The organism is Solidesulfovibrio sp. C21 (assembly GCF_047785625.1).
Lineage (GTDB): Bacteria > Desulfobacterota > Desulfovibrionia > Desulfovibrionales > Desulfovibrionaceae > Solidesulfovibrio.
Map to the genome: position 1 here is coordinate 1 of NZ_JBLODY010000090.1, position 15630 is coordinate 15630.

General features: G+C 66.0%; 11 protein-coding genes. 6 read left to right on the forward strand and 5 right to left on the reverse strand.

Annotated features, from left to right (window positions below):
- Positions 1-230 precede the first annotated feature (230 nt).
- Together purT and ACMZ6R_RS18115 are read left to right on the forward strand one after the other, a co-directional pair.
- Entirely contained in the window at positions 231-1412 is a 1182-nt protein-coding gene (purT, locus tag ACMZ6R_RS18110) for a formate-dependent phosphoribosylglycinamide formyltransferase (RefSeq protein ID WP_416114093.1), read from the forward strand.
- 51 nt (positions 1413-1463) lie between these two features.
- Positions 1464-2675 (forward strand): GGDEF domain-containing protein, encoded by a 1212-nt coding sequence (locus ACMZ6R_RS18115; RefSeq protein WP_416114095.1) that lies wholly within the window; start codon positions 1464-1466, stop codon positions 2673-2675.
- A 168-nt stretch (positions 2676-2843) separates the two neighbouring features.
- Here the strand turns inward: ACMZ6R_RS18115 and ACMZ6R_RS18120 are convergent, their stop codons facing one another.
- Positions 2844-3533: a Crp/Fnr family transcriptional regulator gene (locus tag ACMZ6R_RS18120; protein WP_416114097.1), complete on the reverse strand. Its 690-nt coding sequence runs from the start codon at positions 3531-3533 to the stop codon at positions 2844-2846.
- Positions 3534-3623: 90 nt separating this feature from the next.
- Between ACMZ6R_RS18120 and ACMZ6R_RS18125 the strand changes: the two genes are divergently transcribed.
- Positions 3624-5003, forward strand: coding sequence for a 4Fe-4S binding protein (locus ACMZ6R_RS18125; protein ID WP_416114099.1), 1380 nt, complete (start codon positions 3624-3626; stop codon positions 5001-5003).
- On the opposite strand, the gene ACMZ6R_RS18130 is transcribed toward ACMZ6R_RS18125, so the two are convergent.
- The 3 genes from ACMZ6R_RS18130 to ACMZ6R_RS18140 form a co-directional block, all read right to left on the reverse strand.
- The gene (locus ACMZ6R_RS18130) at positions 5000-5161 is read right to left on the reverse strand and encodes a hypothetical protein (protein ID WP_416114101.1); all 162 of its coding nucleotides are present in this window, start codon (positions 5159-5161) and stop codon (positions 5000-5002) included. The genes ACMZ6R_RS18125 and ACMZ6R_RS18130 overlap by 4 nt on opposite strands.
- The gene (locus ACMZ6R_RS18135; protein ID WP_416114103.1) at positions 5158-8223 is read right to left on the reverse strand and encodes a radical SAM protein; all 3066 of its coding nucleotides are present in this window, start codon (positions 8221-8223) and stop codon (positions 5158-5160) included. Before ACMZ6R_RS18135 ends, ACMZ6R_RS18130 begins: the two co-directional genes overlap by 4 nt.
- A gap of 129 nt (positions 8224-8352) precedes the next feature.
- Positions 8353-10422: a methyl-accepting chemotaxis protein gene (locus ACMZ6R_RS18140; protein ID WP_416114105.1), complete on the reverse strand. Its 2070-nt coding sequence runs from the start codon at positions 10420-10422 to the stop codon at positions 8353-8355.
- A gap of 333 nt (positions 10423-10755) precedes the next feature.
- Between ACMZ6R_RS18140 and hcp the strand changes: the two genes are divergently transcribed.
- The 3 genes from hcp to ACMZ6R_RS18155 all read left to right on the forward strand — a co-directional run bounded on the left by hcp (position 10756) and on the right by ACMZ6R_RS18155 (position 13752).
- A complete protein-coding gene (hcp, locus tag ACMZ6R_RS18145) occupies positions 10756-12372 on the forward strand; it encodes a hydroxylamine reductase (RefSeq protein WP_416114107.1) in 1617 nt (538 codons plus the stop codon).
- 215 nt (positions 12373-12587) lie between these two features.
- Positions 12588-13343 (forward strand): ATP-binding protein, encoded by a 756-nt coding sequence (locus ACMZ6R_RS18150; protein WP_416114109.1) that lies wholly within the window; start codon positions 12588-12590, stop codon positions 13341-13343.
- A 91-nt stretch (positions 13344-13434) separates the two neighbouring features.
- A complete protein-coding gene (locus ACMZ6R_RS18155; RefSeq protein ID WP_416114111.1) occupies positions 13435-13752 on the forward strand; it encodes a cupin domain-containing protein in 318 nt (105 codons plus the stop codon).
- Between the two features lie 409 nt (positions 13753-14161).
- Here the strand turns inward: ACMZ6R_RS18155 and ACMZ6R_RS18160 are convergent, their stop codons facing one another.
- On the reverse strand, positions 14162-15406 hold the full coding sequence (locus tag ACMZ6R_RS18160) for a DUF1501 domain-containing protein (RefSeq protein ID WP_416114113.1): 1245 nt from the start codon (positions 15404-15406) through the stop codon (positions 14162-14164).
- Between the last annotated feature and the right edge of the window lie 224 nt (positions 15407-15630).

A 15630-nucleotide genomic window follows, 5' to 3' on the forward strand; every position in this document is an offset into this window, starting at 1 on the left:
CCCAAAAACTTTTAACGATGACAACCCATTAATCACCACACAGTTGTTTATTATAAAATTTAGGAAGGGGAGAGCGCGAGAGGGGAGAACCCTTTTTAAAGGGTTTCCCCTCTCGCATTTTGAGGGTTTCCCCTCTCGCATCTTCCCTCCCTCATTCTTTCCTCTTGTCCTTGCCGTCTCTGATCTGTAGCTTGCTGGTTTTGTGAGCATATTCCTTGAGGAGGCATCGTATGACGCGCATCGGCACGCCCTTGACCCCTTCGGCCACCAAACTGTTGTTGCTTGGCTCCGGCGAACTCGGCAAGGAGGTGGCCATCGAGGCCCAGCGCCTGGGCGTCGAGGTCATCGCCGTGGACCGTTACGCCAACGCCCCGGCCATGCAGGTCGCCCACCGCTCCCACGTCGTCAGCATGCTCGACGCAACCGCCCTGCGCCACATCATCGAGGCGGAAAAACCCGATTATATCGTGCCGGAGATCGAGGCCATCGCCACCCCGGAGCTCTTGGCCCTGGAGGCCGAAGGCTACACGGTGGTGCCCACGGCCAAGGCCGCCCGGCTGACCATGGACCGCGAAGGCATCCGCCGGCTGGCCGCCGAGGAGCTGGGCCTTGCCACCTCCCCCTACCGCTTCGCCGACACGAAAGAGGAATTCCTGGCCGCCTGCGACGCCGTGGGTTTTCCCTGCGTGGTCAAGCCGGTCATGTCCTCCTCGGGCAAGGGGCAAAGCGTGGCCCGTGACGCGGCTTCGGCCGAAGCGGCCTGGGACTACGCCCAGACGGCCGGGCGGGCCGGAGCGGGACGCGTCATCGTGGAAGGCTTCGTCGCCTTCGACTACGAGATCACCCTGCTCACCGTGCGCCATGTCGGCGGCACGAGTTTTTGCGCGCCTATCGGCCACCGCCAGGAAAAGGGCGACTACCGCGAGTCCTGGCAGCCCCATCCCATGACCGAGGCGGCCCTGGCCGAGGCCAGACGCATGGCCGAAGCCGTGACCGGGGCCCTTGGCGGACGCGGCATTTTCGGCGTGGAGCTTTTCGTCGCCGGCGACAAGGTGCTCTTTTCGGAAGTGTCCCCCCGGCCCCACGACACGGGCATGGTCACCCTTCTTTCCCAGGACCTGTCCGAGTTCGCCCTGCACGTGCGGGCCATCCTGGGGCTGCCCATCCCGGCCATCCGCCAGTACGGCCCGGCCGCCTCGCGCGTCATTCTTGGCCAGGGCGACTCCACCTCTCCTGTCTACGAGATCGCCCATCACGCCCTTGCCGCGCCGGATACGTCCCTGCGCCTTTTCGGCAAGCCCGAGGTGCACGGCCTGCGCCGCCTGGGCGTGGCGCTGGCTTTGGGACGCGATGTGGAGGAGGCCAAGGCCAAGGCCATCGCCGTGGCCGACCAGGTCAAGGTCGTCTGCTGAAGCCGGACCGCCGATCTTGATGATTCGTCCCAACTCGCCTACAGGTGTGTCATGCCCTTTTCCCGACACGCCGTAGACGCGTTGCCGACCGACCACTTCAGGCGCACCATCACCGTGCGCTACGTGGTCGCGCTTTCCCTCGTGGCCGGGCTGGCGATGCTGTCCTATGTCATGTTTCGCCATGTCATGGACACCATCGACCACTCGGCCGAGATGACGGCCGTCACCGGCTCCCAACGCCTGCTCATCCAGCGCGTCCTGGCCCAGTGCCTACTTCTGGCCGCGGCCGACGACGAGGAGGCCAGGCGCGACATCCGCGCCCATCTGGCCCGCTCCGTGGACTTGCTGGAAAAAAACCACCAGCGCCTTCTGGCCGACCTCAACGACCCCAACTCCTTTGCCGCCCACGCTCCGGAATTGATGTCCATCTACTTCAAGCAGCCCTTCGAGCTGGACAAGCGGATGCGCTTTTTCATCGCCAGCACCCGGACCTTCTACCACGCCGACGCCGGCCGCCCGGCCCTGTCCGATCCCAAGTTCCAAAACGTGCTCGCTTTTGGGGAAAACGAGTTGCTGCGGGACCTGACCGCCGTGGTCCAGGCCTACCAGCGCCGGGCCGTATCCCGGCTGACCATTCTGCGCCGGGTCGAAGCCTGGGCCACCAGCGGCATGCTGCTGCTGCTCGCCGGCGTGGGGATCTGCATCCTGCGGCCCATGGTGCGCCGCATCTGCGCCGACCGGGAACGGCTGCAAGGCGCCAACGAGGCCCTGACCGAGCTGGCCGTCACGGACCAGCTGACCGGCGCTTACAACCGGCTCAAGTTCAACCAGGTCATGGACCACGAACTCAAGCGCAGCGACCGCTACGGGCAGCCCTTTTCCGTCATCATGTTCGACATCGACCATTTCAAGATCGTCAACGATACCCACGGCCACGCCGCCGGCGACGCCATGCTGCGGGAGCTTGCCAGAAGGGTGGCCGGGGCCGTGCGCGGCGTGGATTGGCTCTTTCGCTACGGCGGCGAGGAATTCGTGGTGGCCGCGCCGCAAACCGATCTGGAGCATGCGCGCGTCCTGGCGGAAAAGCTGCGCAATCTGGTCGCCGCCACGCCCTTCCCCCACGACATCTCCGGCACCATCAGCCTCGGCGTGGCCCAGGCCCACTCCGGCGACACCCCGGAAAGCCTCATGCAGCGGGTCGACGCCGCCCTCTACGAAGCCAAGAACACCGGCCGCAACCGCGTGGCGGTGGCGCGGCAATAGCGCAGCGGCGTGCGGGAGCCTCCGGCGGCCAGGAGGGGCGCCGCCCCTCCTGGACCACCCTGCCGGGGGGCGGGCGCGCCCCCCGGTCCCCCCTTCCCGGGTATGGATTATTTTCCCGTAATCAGCTGCGAATACCGACTATCGTGGTTGAAAGAGACACACGAGAACCTAGAGCCGGCCGGCAAGGGCGCGGCCGCCGGCTTGTGCTTCCAGGCGGGGCAGGTCGAGGAGCTCCACCGTGCTGCCGGAAAGGGCGATCAGGCCGTCGTCGGCAAAACGCCGCAGCACCCGGGAAAGGGTTTCGGGAATGGTGCCGAGATAGGCGGCCAGCTGGCCCTTGGGCAAATCGAGGGTCAGGCGGCGCGTTTTGCTCTGGGCCTCGAGCAACAGCAGATGGGCGGCGAGCCGGGCCGGCACTTCGCGCAGGCTCAGGTCCTCGAGCTTGTTGACCATCTGGCGCAGGCGCACGGCCAGAAGCCCCAGCATGTCCATGGCCAGGTCCGGCTCGTCGGCCACAAGCCGCCGGAACCGCTCCCGGGGGAAAAAAAGGTACTCCCCGTCCTCCATGGCCTGGGCGCTGGCCGGATAGACGCGATCGGAAAAGACCGCCACCTCGGCGAACACCTCGCCCGGCCCGAACACGTGCAGGATGTGCTCCTTGCCGGCAAGCGACATCTGGTAGATGCGCACCTTGCCCGTGACCACGGAGAAAAAGCCGGACGCCGGTTCGCCGGCGAAAAAGATGTCCTCGCCCCGGGCATAGCGCCGCGTTTCGGCCACCGCCGCCAGGGCGGCAAGCCCCTTGTCGCCAAGGCCGGAAAAAAGCCCGATGCCGGCCACGGCCTGTTTTTTGTCCATATCCGTCCCGGGTTGACCTAGGTCAAAGCCATATGCTCCCGGGCGGCGTAGAGGCCTTTTCAATTGCCTTGCCGCCAAAGGAGTGCGCCCATGTCCGACACGCCCTACATACGGGAAACCCGCCCCGGGGTGAAGCCGGCCGGTCGCGGCCGTGGGGCAGGGAACGCCGCCGCCCTGGCCCTGCAACTGACGGGACTCTCGATCTTCGCCGCCCATGCGCTGCGGGTGGGCCGACCAGGGTTGGCCATGGCGGCGGCAACGTTTTTCCTTCCGGTTCTCGTTTGCCGTCGCGACGCCCGGTACATTCTCGGGCCGGCGCTGCTTGCCGCCGGGCTCGTCCTGGCCCGCGCCGGAACGGACATCGTGCTCTTTCGCCTGGCCGCCGGCGAACCCTGGCTGCGGGCGTCCGGCATCATGGGGCTTGTGGTCGCCGTCTGCCTCGGCGGCGGACTGGCCGCGTTTTCTCCCGGAAAGGCTCCGGACGCGGCGGAACCCCCGGAGCATGCCGTGCCCCGGGGCGTCGCCTTCTGGCTCACGGCCGGCCTGCTCTGGCTGGCCAGGGCCAAAGCGCCCTTTCCAGTGCTTTTGGCCGACCGCTTTTTCCCGGGCTGGGGGGACCTCGAAATCGCGCTCCTGGGACTTTATGCCGCCTGGCTGACCGGACGCATGGTCACGGCTTCCCGCACAGGCCCGTTGCGGCTTCGCTACTGGACGGCCTTTTCCCTGGTCTTTTTCGGCCAGCTGGCCCTGGGACTGGCCGGGATCGGACAGTGCCTCATGACCGGCACGCTGCACCCGCCGGTGCCGGCGCTCATCGTCGCCGGCCCCATCTACCGGGGCGGCGGCTATTTCATGCCCATCCTCTACCTGTCCACGCTCCTTCTCGTCGGGCCGGGCTGGTGCGCCCATCTGTGCTACGTCGGGGCGCTGGACGGCCTTTGCGCCGCCGCCTCCGGGAAAAAGCCGGCCCGCCTGCCCGTTTCAACCACGCGCTGGCGCATCGCCAGCCTGGCCCTTTGCATCATAGCCGCCGCCGGGCTGCGGGCCCTGGGCGTGGACACGGCTGTGGCCCTCGCCCTTGTGGCCGTCTTCGGTCTGGCCGGGCTCGCGATCATGGTCGTGGCCTCGCGCAAAACCGGCGTCATGGTCCACTGCACGAGCTACTGCCCCATCGGGTTCGTGGGCAACGTATTGGGGAAAATCAGCCCATGGCGGCTGCGCATCGCACCGGGCTGCGACGGCTGCGGCCGGTGTTCGCGCGCCTGCCGCTACCTGGCCCTGCCGCCGCAGGCCCTGGCCGAGGGCAGGCCGGGCGGTTCCTGCACCCTTTGCGGCGACTGTCTCGGGGCCTGTCCGGCCTCGCGCATCACCTTGAGCTTCCCGGGACTCTCCCCCGTGGCGGCCCGGACAGCCTACCTGACCCTGGTCGTCAGCCTGCACGCCGTCTTTCTGGGCGTGGCCAGGATCTAGGGACGCTTTTCGACGATTTTCCCGGCCGCAAGCGCCTTCTGGTAGCGCTTCCAGCCCGGACACCAGCCCGTGTGCCAGCGCCACAAACGCGCCCAGATAGATGCCGGGCGTTTGTCGGCCAGGGCCCGGAACCGGCACGTCTCGCAGGGATACTTCATGACGTTCCTCCCGCCAGCCGTTTTTCCCCGGCCTGCCCGCCGGACAGGGCGAGGCACGAGGCGAGCAGCATGTCGACCAGGGTGGCCCCGCTGTGAAACGCGGTGCAGCGCGGGGCCGCCGCGACCGATTTGCGGGCCAGTTCGTCGTGGTTGTCGATGAACCGGGCCACGGCCCCGGCCACTCCGGGCGCGTCGTGGCTGCCGATGAGCGTGTAGCCGGCGTCGAACTGCTTGACCTCGAGGGCCAGCGACGTGCCGCGCGGCACGATCAGCGGCAGCCCGAGGGCCATGGCCTCGATGACGATCTGGGAGGACCGCTCCACGTAGTTGCCCGGCCGGTACGGCAGCACCAGCGCGTCGAAGGAGGCCAGCAGCCGGTGGAAATCCGCCCCCACGTAGCAGCTCTCGAGCACGCGCACCCGCTCGCCGAGCCCGTGCAGCCGGGCCATGGTGGCGGTATCGGTGTAGCGGCAGGCCAGCTGCACCACGAACGTGACGTCCGGATACGTGGGCAAAAGCGCCTCGAAGACGTCCGGCAAAAGCGACACGCCCTGCTCCTCGCGTCCCTCGCCGGCATAGCCGATGACGAGCCGCCCCTTCTCGGCCCGGCTCCTGTAGGACTTGGCCGGCACCTCGAACTGGAGCGGCACCGGAAACACCGGGCATGGCTTTTCGGCCACGCGCCGGATCTGGGAGGCGATCAGCCGGTTGCTGGCGGCGCAAAAAACCTTGTCCTCGTCGAGGAAGGGCTTGAGCGCCAGCCGGAAGATGGAGCGCATGAGCGCCCGGTACTCCACGGCCACGAACCGATAGCAGTGGTTTTGGAACTTCAGGCACAGATACGGCCGCCTGTCCCTGGCCAGGGACTTGTACCAGGCCGCGATCCCCCGCACGATCTGCGGATGGGCCGTGTGCACGAACACCACGTCCGTGGGCTCGAGGTCGTTTCGCAGGTTCTTGAACAGGTTGTATTCCGTCATGGTGCCGGACAACAGAAAGTCCTCCAGACAGGAGCAGTACTCGTCCGAGGACTGGGACGTGTATTGGCAGGGCATAAGCACGGCCTTGGCCCGCAGCACCTGGACCGCCTCGGGCTGGCAGTCGGCGTAGACGTAGAATTCGACCGGCAGCTCCCGTTTCATGCATTCCTTGAGCACGCCGAGGTCGTAGGCGAAATGGTGCCCGGCCAGAAAGCGCAGGCCGTGGTCGAAGACGATGAGCCGGCCGGGGGGAGTGCCTGTCGCGGCGGCGAGGTGGGCGGAGGCGCTCGCCTCGATGATGTGTTCCTTTTCCCGCAGGGCGAGCTGCATGCGGCGGCCCCAGGCCGTCACGGGCAGCGCCCCGAGCTTTGTCGCCAGTGCCGCCTGATCGGCCGCTTCGGCCGGAGTGTCGTCGTCGGGATCGGTGCCGATGGCGACCAGGGTCTCCCGGGCCTGCCCGTCGCCCGGGTCGATGGCCAGGGCCCGGCGCAGGCACGAGGCGGCCTCCTCCAAAAGCCCCTGGCCGCGCAGCAAAAGCCCCAGGTTGCGGCAGGCCACGGCGCAGTCGGCGTCGGCCTTGATGGCCCGGCCGAAGTAGCGCACGGCCACGTCGGTCTTGCGGGCGTCGACCGCCAGCTCGCCGAGCAGGTTGAGCACCGCCGCGTCCTCGCCGCCGGTTTCGAGCAGATTGAGACAGATGGTCTCGGCCAGGGGGGCGCGGCCGTATTTGCGGCAACGCTCGGCGTCGGCAAGACCGGCATCGCCCAAAGCCACCAGGCGCATCTTGCGGGTGCCGTCGTTTTCCCCGACATAGCCGTCCAGGTTGGCCCCGGCGTATTTTTCCAGGCTGCCGGATTTGCGCAGCGACGCCAGCGGCGAGCCCTCGATCTCGGCCGTGCCGGATTCCTGGTAGCTGTCGAGGGGCAACGACTTCCGGTAACGCTCGGTATCGGCCATCTGTTCGGGCGTTTCACCGGGCAGCCCCACGGTGAATGTGCCGTGGACGGTCATGCCCAGGGACTTGATATGCCGGACGACCTCCCGGGCCTTTTCCAGGTCGAGGTTCTTGCGCACGATGTTGTCGATGACCCACTGGTTGCCACTTTCGAAGCCGATCTTGACGCCGAAGCAACCGGACTCGCGCATGAGCCCCCAGGTCTCCCGGGAGATGGTGTCGGCCCGGCACATGGCCGACCAGGGCAGGCCGATGCGCCGCATGACCCCGCAGACCGCCTGGACGTGGCGGTCGCCCAGGTTGAAGGTGTCGTCGTCGAAATAGACGCTCTTGTAGCCGAAGCGGCCGACAAGATCGGTGAGGATGCCCTCCACGGCATCGGCCGAAAGCTGGCGCACCAGACGCACGCCCGTGCCGTCGGGATCGTCGTTGGACATCACGGCCGGCCAGACGCAGAAGATGCACTTGAAGGGGCAGCCACGGCTGGTGAGCAGCTGCAACTGCGGGAAAAGCTGGCCCTTGGGATTGGAATCCCAGTAGCGGTGGGCGTGCAGTTCGTCGAAATAGGGCGCCGGCGCGGCGTTGAGCTCCTCTTCCGTCAACAGATCAAAGGGCACAAGCCCCGACACGCCGTCGGCCACCACCTTGACCAGTCCCTTTTCGTATTCCCCCCGGATGGCGGCATGCAGCGGATGCTCGGCCAGGAGCTTGTCGCCAAGGCTGGTGATGGGGCCGGCCACCACGATTTTCGTCCGGGGATTTTCCCGTTTGATCTGGGTGATGAGCCCCGCGTCGTGCTCCCAGCTCGGGGAGGCCGACTCGATGACGATGTAATCGAAATCCTGTTCCTTGAGGTAGGCGAAGTAGGCGGCGTAGTCCTCGCGCAGGGCGATGGAGTCGCGGAAGGCGACCGTGGCCCCGGTCTCCCGGGCAAGGTAGCTGGCGGCGGAACCGAGAAAAAACGGGTATGGCAGATAGTCGCCGAAACGGTACTCGCCGGGCTTGGAACGCACGGCACTGGTAAACGGCCAGCGTGAACCGGCCCGCACCCCGGCCAGCATTCCGGGTTCATAGATGGCATCCGGTTTTTCGATCCACCACGGCGGATTACTGCACAGTACCTTCATGCCCCCCCCTTTCCGGGGCCATACTGCTTGATTTTACCGCCGTCGTCACCCCTGCGCGGGCCACCGCTTACGAAAGCACGTCCTGTCCGCTGTCGTGTCGCCCGCGCGGGGAATAAAGCGAAGGCCGCGTTACGCCGAGACGGCCCGCGGCGTCGTCGTTCCGGCATCCTCTTTCAGGTCCTCGATAAGCGCCGTCAGGCTTTGGGCCTGATCGACCAGTTCCGTCACGGCGTTGGCCGACTGGCGCATGGCGTCGGAGGTCTCGGAGGAAACCCGGCTTATGCCCTCGATGGAACGGTTGATCTCCTCGCAGGTGGCCGACTGCTCCTCGGAGGCCGTGGCAATGGAGGTGACCTGTCCCGAGGTGGACTCCACCAGGGCCACGATCTCGCTTAAGGCGTCGCCCGATGTGGCCGAAAGACCCGTGGCGGCCTGGATCTTCTCCACGGCCTGCTCGACGTTGCCAATATTCTTGCGGGTGCCGGACTGGATGTCCCGGATGGCGTCGCCCACTTCCTTGGTGGCGGTCATGGTCTTCTCGGCCAGCTTTCTGACCTCGTCGGCCACGACCGCGAAGCCCCTGCCGGCCTCGCCGGCCCTTGCCGCCTCGATGGCGGCATTTAAGGCCAGCAGGTTCGTCTGGTCGGCGATGTCGGAGATGACGTTCAAGATCTGGCCGATGCTCTCCGCCTGGCCGCCAAGGACGGTCATGTCGCTTTTCAGTCCCAACGCCTGGTCCTGGGCCTCGCCGATGCCGGCTATGGCCTGGGCCACGATCCTGGCGCCGTCCTCGGCCTTGGCCTTGGCGTTTTGGGCGGACTGCGCCGCCTCGGAGGCGTTCCGGGCGATCTCCACCACGGTGGAGGTCATCTCCTCCATGGCCGAAGCGGTCTCGCCGACCCGGGCGCTTTGCTCTTCGGCCCCGCGCGTGGACTGCTCCACCTGGGCCGAGAGCTCCTCGGAGGCCGAACTGACGATGGCCACCACGCTTTCGAGCTTGCCCGCCGCCTGGAGCATGCCCTGGGCCCGGGCCTGTTCCGCCGCCGCCTTGGCTTCCTCGGCCTCCTGCGTGGCCGTTGCCGCCCGAGCGGACTCCTCGTTGGCCAGCCGGGTCTTGTCGTCGGCCTCGTTGATCTTGCCCTCCAGACTCGCCACCATGGTCCGCAGGCTGTCGGCCAGCGTGCCGATCTCGTTTTGGGCGCGAAGCGTCAGCTTGCTGTCCAGATTCCCGGCCGCGACCTCCGAGGCATAGGCCCCCAGCCGCTTGATCGGCCGCACGACAATGCGCTCCAGGGAAAAAAGCGTCACGAGGAGCAGCACCACGACCGAGCCCGCGCCGACAAGTCCCATGGAATTGCGAAGCGTCGTGGCCGGAGCCTCGATCTCATCGGTGTCCATGGCAAAGACGAGAACCCAGTTCCAGTTGGGCACCCGCGTCCAGACGACGCGTTTTTCCTTGCCCCCGCGCGTGATGGCGCCCGTTCCCTTGGACTGGTCCAGCATCGGCGCGATGCCGGGTTCGCCGGAAACGTCCTTGAGCAGCCTCGCCCGGTCGGAACTGGCCACCACCACGCCCTTGGACGTGAGGATGAAGGGCGCGCCGGTTTTGCCGACCCGGATGGCGTTGATATAATCCTCGATCAGGCTGTCGAGCACGTAGGACATGCCGATGCCGCCGATCACCTTGCCCGAGGCGTCGCGCACAGGCGCGGTGACGCTGACGATGAGCTTGCCGGTTGCCAGACTCCTGACCGGCGTGCTGCCGTAGCCTTCCTTTCCGGCCAGGGCGGCCTGGATATAGTCCCGATTGGCCAGGGGACTGTGCTTGCCGGATTTGCCCTGGGCCATGGTGATGACCTGGGTGCCCTTCTCGTCGAAGAGATAAAGCGTATTGATGTCTTCCGAGGCCTGGGACAGAGCGGCGATGGCTGCCTGGGCCACGTCCGCGTTCTGGCGCGACTCCAGATACTCCCGCATGACGGCCATTTTCGAGGCGCCGCGCACGATCTCCATCTGGTGCTGGCCGAAATCCGAGGCGGACTTGGCGATGATGGCCGACATCGTCTCCATCTCGTGGAGCTTGGTGGCGATGCTTTCGTCGTAACTCAAATCTGAAACGATAAGGATAAGAGCGGCTTGAACGAGAATAACGACTACCCCGATAAGAATGGTTATGGTCGTACGGATACTCTTCTTCATTTGCGCCGCCTTGTATTTCAAGTTTGTATTGCAGGTGTTTTTTGCGATACGCGGAGAGGATGCCCCTGTCCACACTCCCGCTCCCGATTCTTTAGCCCTTGACCTTTTGCACCATCCGGGTTTTATCCTGAAACAATCCCCTTTTTCCTGCTTGCCGCCGCAGAATCGCTCTGACGCGCCCGGGCCTCGAGCATGCGGCGGAGAATCCCGAGGCCGAAGAGGAAGCAAAAGAAGTCGTCCCGTTTGACTTAGGTCAAAGTGGGCCCGGCCCGGCCCGTGTAAACCCGCAATCAAGGCAACACGAACCGAAACCCCACCAAACGGAGGACACATATGTTTTGCTACCAGTGTGAACAGACGGCCAAAGGCCTCGGCTGCGACAAGCTCGGCGTGTGCGGCAAAAGCCCCGAGGTTGCCGACCTCCAGGACCTGCTCGTCTACGCCCTGACCGGCCTTGGCCAGGCGGCCGTGGCCGCCGCGGCCGAAGGCAAGGACGTCCCTCTGACCACGGGCCGGTTTTTCGCCAAGGCCCTTTTCTCCACGCTCACCAACGTCAATTTCGACGCCGCCGATTTCAAGCCCCTGATCGAAAAAGCCGTGGCCGAGCGCGACGCCCTGGCGGCCACGCTCACGGCCAGGCTGCCCGAAGGTCCGGCCACCTTTGTCCCGGCCTCCGATCTGGACGGCCTCGTCAAACAAGGCGGCCAGCACGGCCTCAAGGATATCCCCGAAGCCGACCCGGACATCCGCTCACTCAAGCACACGCTGCTCTTCGGGCTCAAGGGCGTGGCCGCCTACGCCGACCATGCCGCCATCCTGGGTCACGAAGACCCGGCCGTGTACGCCTTCCTCTACAAGGGCCTGGCCGACACCTTCACCACGGACAAGAACCTGGGCGACTGGGTGGGGCTCGTGCTCAAATGCGGCGAAGTGAACCTGCGCACCATGGAGCTCCTCGACGCCGCCAACACCGGGGCCTACGGCAATCCCGTGCCCACGGTGGTGCCGCTCGGGGCCAAGGCCGGCAAGGCCATCCTGGTCTCGGGCCACGACCTCAAGGACCTGAAGGACCTGCTCGAACAGACCGCCGGCAAGGGCATCAACATCTACACCCACGGCGAGATGCTGCCGGCCCATGGCTATCCCGAGCTCAAGAAGTACCCACACTTTTACGGCCATTACGGCACGGCCTGGCAGAACCAGCACAAGGAATTCGCCGCCTTCCCCGGCGCGATCCTCATGACCACCAACTGCATCCAGAAGCCGGCCGCAAGCTACCTGGGCAACATCTTCACCACCGGCCTCGTCGGCTGGCCGGGCGCGACCCACGTCAAAAACGGCGACTTCGGCCCGGTCATCGAAAAGGCCCTGGCCATGCCGGGCTTCCCCGAAGACACCGACAAGGGCACGGTCATGACGGGATTCGGCCACAACGCCGTCATGGGCGTGGCCGGCGCGGTCATCGACGCGGTCAAGGCCGGCAAGATCCGCCACTTCTTCCTGGTCGCCGGCTGCGACGGGGCCAAGCCCGGCCGCAACTACTATACCGAGTTCGTGGAAAAGGCCCCGGCCGACACGATCGTCCTGACGCTCGCCTGCGGCAAATTCCGCTTCTTCGACAAGAAGCTCGGCGACATCGGCGGCATCCCGCGCCTTCTGGACATGGGCCAGTGCAACGACGCCTACTCGGCCATCCAGGTGGCCGTGGCCCTGGCCAAGGCCTTCGACTGCGGCGTCAACGAGCTGCCGCTGTCCATGATCCTGTCCTGGTACGAACAAAAGGCCGTGGCCATCCTGCTCACTCTGCTCCACCTCGGCATCAAGAACATGCGCCTGGGACCGACCCTGCCGGCCTTCCTCACGCCGAACGTGCTCAACTTCCTGGTCGAAAACTACGACATCAAACCCATCAGCACCCCGGACGAGGACCTGAAAGCCATCCTTGGGTAGGAAGAGAAGAAGGAAAAAGTCGCCGGGGAAACCCCTTTCTGAAGAAAGGGGTTTCCCCGGACCCCTTCCCCAAAGACTTTTAACGATAACAAACTGTTATTGTAACATTTTTTACCCATTAAAAGGTTTAGGAAGGGGAGAGCGCGAGAGGGGAGAACCCTTTTTAAAGGGTTTCCCCTCTCGCAATCCCCTCCCCTCCTCTCCAGGAACTCCGCATGAAGCGTAAGATCATCGAAATCGACGAGGCCTTGTGCAACGGCTGCGGCCAGTGCGTGACGGGCTGCGCCGAGGGGGCGCTCGCCATCGTGGACGGCAAGGCGAAGATCGTGGCCGATCATTTTTGCGACGGCCTGGGCGCCTGCATCGGCCACTGTCCAACCGGAGCGTTGCAGATCATCGAACGCGAGGCCCCGGAATTCGACGAGGCGGCCGCGATGGCCCATGTGGCCCAGGCCGGCCAGCCCGGCGGCAAGCATGGCGGCTGCCCCTCGGGGCAGCCACTGACCCTGACGCCCTGCCAGCAGGCCAACGTCCCGACCGGACAGACGCCGGTTGCCGGCTCTGCCCTGTCCAGCTGGCCGATCAAGCTGCGGCTCGTGCCGCCAACGGCCCCGTTTTTAAAGGGCGCGCGCCTGCTTCTCACCTCGGACTGCGTGCCCCCCGCCTTTCCCGCCTTCCACAGCGCCTTTCTGCCCGGCCGGGTGGCGCTGCTCGGCTGCCCGAAATTCGACGACGTCCAGGCCTATGTGGACAAGCTGGCGGCCATCGTGCGCGAAAACGCCGTCGCGGACATCACCGTGCTCCAGATGGAAGTGCCCTGCTGCTCGGGCATGGCCCGCATCGCGACCATGGCCGTGACCGCCTCGGGCCGGGACATCCCCATTACCCGGGTGGTGGTCGGCAGGCGCGGCGAGATCGTGTCCATGGGGCCGGTTTCCGAAACGGGAAATGCGGGAGGGGCAACCCTTTGAAAAGGGTTCTTCCCTCTCGCGCTCTCCGCTTCCTAAACTTTTTACCTAAAAAAATTGGATAACATTTCGTCGTGAAACAAGGAGGCCCGCCATGAAGAAAATCAACATCTTCGAGGAAGGTCCGTTCAAGGATACGGGATACGGCATGCTGTGGGTGCACGATTCGGCCGACTTTCGCATCATCAATTTCAACTTCAAGGCCGGCCAGACCCTGCCCGTGCATAATCATGAAGTGGATGGCGAGCTGTCCATCGTGGTGCTCGAAGGCGAAGGGGAATTTCTTGGGGCCGATAATGCGACGTCGCCGGCCAAGGCGGGCGACGTGGTGGTGTGCCCCATCGCCACGCCCCATGGGATTCGCGCCATCACCGACATGCGCGTGCTGGTGACCATCGCGCCGCCGCCATAATCGGCCGCCCGGGAAAAAAACGCGCCACGTGAAATTTCCGTGGCGCGGGCACGCGATTTCAAGGTGTTGCGGGGCCGGCCCCCCTTGCCAGAAACGCGGTTATGTGAAAAAAATCGCAAAACACGACCGCGATGCGGGGTCGTGGCGCGGCGAGGCACTCCGCCGGCGCGAAACGCCAACCACGCGCCGACGAAACGGTTCGCTCCAAGCCAACGCCATAAGCGGACGCGAACCCGCCGGCCTCCTTATTCGGACCCCAAACCACAAGGACTTTGGCGAACCGGCTTCGTCGCGCCACGCCCGGCATCGCGGTTTCGTATCGGCAAGCGGCGCATGATCGGCCCCCCCGATGACGGAAGGCGGGAGACCCCGCCCCCGCAAGCTGTTGAGAACTTTCTCGGCGGGGCCGTCAGCCGACGACTTTTGGCGCGTCCTTGGCCGGCTTATACCCGGGAAAGACCTCGCCGAGCCTGCCCTCGGGCAGGCCCAGATAGCGCACGGCGATGCCGGCGACCACGTCGCGCCAGTCCGTGGCCACGGGGATGTCGCGGCCCCCGGCCAGCCTGTGCCCGGCCAGCCCGGGCCAGTCGCCGTAAAGCCGGCCGCCGGCGACCGGACCGCCAAGCACCAGCATCACGCCGCCCTGGCCGTTATCCGTGCCGCCGAATCCGTTTTCCCGGGCCGTGCGCCCGAATTCCCCCACCGCGACAATGACCGTATCCTCGGCATGCTTGCCGAGGCCCTTCAGCATGTTGGCGAGCCCCTGGCCCGTCTCGCGCAGCCGCTCGGCCAGATAGCCCTTGGTCACGCCCTGGCAGGAATGGGTGTCGAAGCCGCCCACGGCCAGATAGGCCAGGGCCGCATCGCGCCGATGCGCCAGTTCGCGGCCGAAGCGCTCGGCGAAATCCGGAAAAGCGGGGGCGGGGATGGCTCCGGCCGCCGCCCGGTGCGCCTCGGCCAGCAGTTTGGCCAGGACTTCCCGGCGCTCGGTCCGGCCGGCCGCAAAAGCCTTGGCCAAAGGCTCCTTGCCGGAAAAAAGCCGTCCCGCCGCGTCAAAAAGAGTCTGATCCTCCACCGGCAGCGCGGGCAGGGCCGGACCGCGCCCCGGAGCGATCATGTTGTAATGGGGCGCACCGTCGTAGACATCGCCCCGGCAGGCGACAAGCATCTGGCCCCGGCTCCCGCCAAGGGCCACGGATAGCCGGCCGAACCAGCCGGACCGGCCCACGCTTCCACCGGCAGTGCCCCGGGCAAAGGCGGCCACTGCGGCGGCATGTTGCGGCTTGACGCCGGGCAGGCCGCAGGCCGGAATCAGGGCCAGCGTTTTCCGGGCGAAAAATGGGGCCACATCGGCCAGGGCCGGATGCAGCAGAAAGCCGCTGCCCAGGTCCAGACCGCCGCAATCGGCCGGCAGGGCCAGGGTCGGACGCAGGTAGCGATAGAGCGGATCGCCCGCCGGCGCGACCACGGACAGGCCGTCCGGGCCGCCCTGGAGCAGCACGACAACCAGTTGCTTGCCGGCGTGCCAGACCGGTTGGGCCTTCTTTTCCGGGCTGCGCCTTTTTTTGCCCCGCGCGGCCAAGACCGCAGCCGGACAAGCCAGCCCGGTCGCGCCCAGCATGGCCAGAAATCGCAAAGCCTCGCGTCGTCGCACCCTCGCCCCCGATCCCACCGTTAATTTGTCGATTTTATGCCTTCGGCGACCAAAGGGCTCCGCCCTCCGGACTCCCGAATCCGAACCGCCCGTCGTGCCCCAAAGGGAAAGTGTCTCCGGGGCACCGAAATAAACGCAAAGCCAATTCCATCCGATTCATGTCGTTGGCGGGCCGGGGGCAGGCTGGGCGGACGCGTGCGGCGCATATTTGAAGAATACGCCTT

Coding starts and splice junctions, on each gene's coding strand:
- purT (WP_416114093.1), top strand. CDS start 231: ATGACGCGCATCGGCACGCCCTTGACCCCTTCGGCCACCAAACTGTTG.
- ACMZ6R_RS18115 (WP_416114095.1), top strand. CDS start 1,464: ATGCCCTTTTCCCGACACGCCGTAGACGCGTTGCCGACCGACCACTTC.
- ACMZ6R_RS18120 (WP_416114097.1), bottom strand. CDS start 3,533: ATGGACAAAAAACAGGCCGTGGCCGGCATCGGGCTTTTTTCCGGCCTT.
- ACMZ6R_RS18125 (WP_416114099.1), top strand. CDS start 3,624: ATGTCCGACACGCCCTACATACGGGAAACCCGCCCCGGGGTGAAGCCG.
- ACMZ6R_RS18130 (WP_416114101.1), bottom strand. CDS start 5,161: ATGAAGTATCCCTGCGAGACGTGCCGGTTCCGGGCCCTGGCCGACAAA.
- ACMZ6R_RS18135 (WP_416114103.1), bottom strand. CDS start 8,223: ATGAAGGTACTGTGCAGTAATCCGCCGTGGTGGATCGAAAAACCGGAT.
- ACMZ6R_RS18140 (WP_416114105.1), bottom strand. CDS start 10,422: ATGAAGAAGAGTATCCGTACGACCATAACCATTCTTATCGGGGTAGTC.
- hcp (WP_416114107.1), top strand. CDS start 10,756: ATGTTTTGCTACCAGTGTGAACAGACGGCCAAAGGCCTCGGCTGCGAC.
- ACMZ6R_RS18150 (WP_416114109.1), top strand. CDS start 12,588: ATGAAGCGTAAGATCATCGAAATCGACGAGGCCTTGTGCAACGGCTGC.
- ACMZ6R_RS18155 (WP_416114111.1), top strand. CDS start 13,435: ATGAAGAAAATCAACATCTTCGAGGAAGGTCCGTTCAAGGATACGGGA.